At 66.9% G+C, this 892-nt stretch carries 1 protein-coding gene; it reads right to left on the bottom strand.

Annotated features, from left to right (window positions below; translation table 11 throughout):
• Positions 1 to 892: GAF domain-containing sensor histidine kinase (locus tag IC50_RS09950; RefSeq protein ID WP_035703532.1), on the bottom strand; the 892-nt coding region annotated here is incomplete at both ends.

Below are 892 nucleotides of genomic sequence, written 5' to 3'. Positions count from 1 at the left end.
GGCCCGCCAGCCGCTGGAACCGGCCGAACAGGCGGCCGAGATCCTCCGGCGACAGGCCGGCGCCCTCGTCGCTGACGCGGACGGTGGTGTCGCTGCCCTCATGGGTGACGGCCACGTCGATCTTGCCGCCGATCGGAGAGTATTTGATGGCGTTGCTGATGAGGTTGTCGATCGCCTCGCGAATGCGGTCGGTGTCGCACATGGTGACGATGTTGGGCGGCGCGGTGACGCCGATCGTCTGCTGCTTGTTGACCGCAAGCGGCTGGTTGGCCTCGGCAACCTCCTTGACCAGGGCCGCGACGTCGACCGGCTCGCGGCGGATGGTGATGTCGAAGGCATCGGCCATCGCGTCCGAGATCAGGTGGTCGACCATCGTGGTCAGCCGCTTGGTGGCGTCGCGGATGTGATCGACCTGGGCGACCACGCCGCTTTCCGATGCGCCGGTCGAGATCAGCTCCTTCAGCATCTCGGTGCGGCCGAGGATCACGCCGAGCGGATTCTTCAGGTCGTGCGCGACGGTGCCCAGAATTTCGTTCTTGAAGCCGTTGGCGCGCTGCAGCCGCAGCCACTGCGCCGAGAGCCGGCGGTTGGCCTGCATCAATGCGCGGGTGCGCTGGGCGACGCGGTCCTCGAGCTGAGTGTTGGCGTCCTGGAGCTGCTGGTAGAGGATCACGTTGTCGAAGGCGATCGAGAGGCGGCTGGAGAAGATCTCGACCAGCGAACGGTCGGTCTCCGACAGCTCGCGCTCGGCCTGGAGCAGCACCACGACCTCGCGGCCGGATCCGGTGCGCAAGTAGATCACGCTGCGATGGTCGGCGAATTCGTTCTTGCGGCGCTGGAACGCGGCCTCCACCATCTCGCGCAGTTCGGGGTCGAGCGCCCTCGACGAGGT

The sequence above is a fragment of the Bradyrhizobium genomosp. I (2014) genome (genome assembly GCF_000261685.1).
Taxonomy (GTDB): Bacteria; Pseudomonadota; Alphaproteobacteria; order Rhizobiales; family Xanthobacteraceae; genus Bradyrhizobium.
Note: the sequence above shows the minus strand (reverse complement) of the source record. Positions and strands in the feature narration are given on the sequence as shown.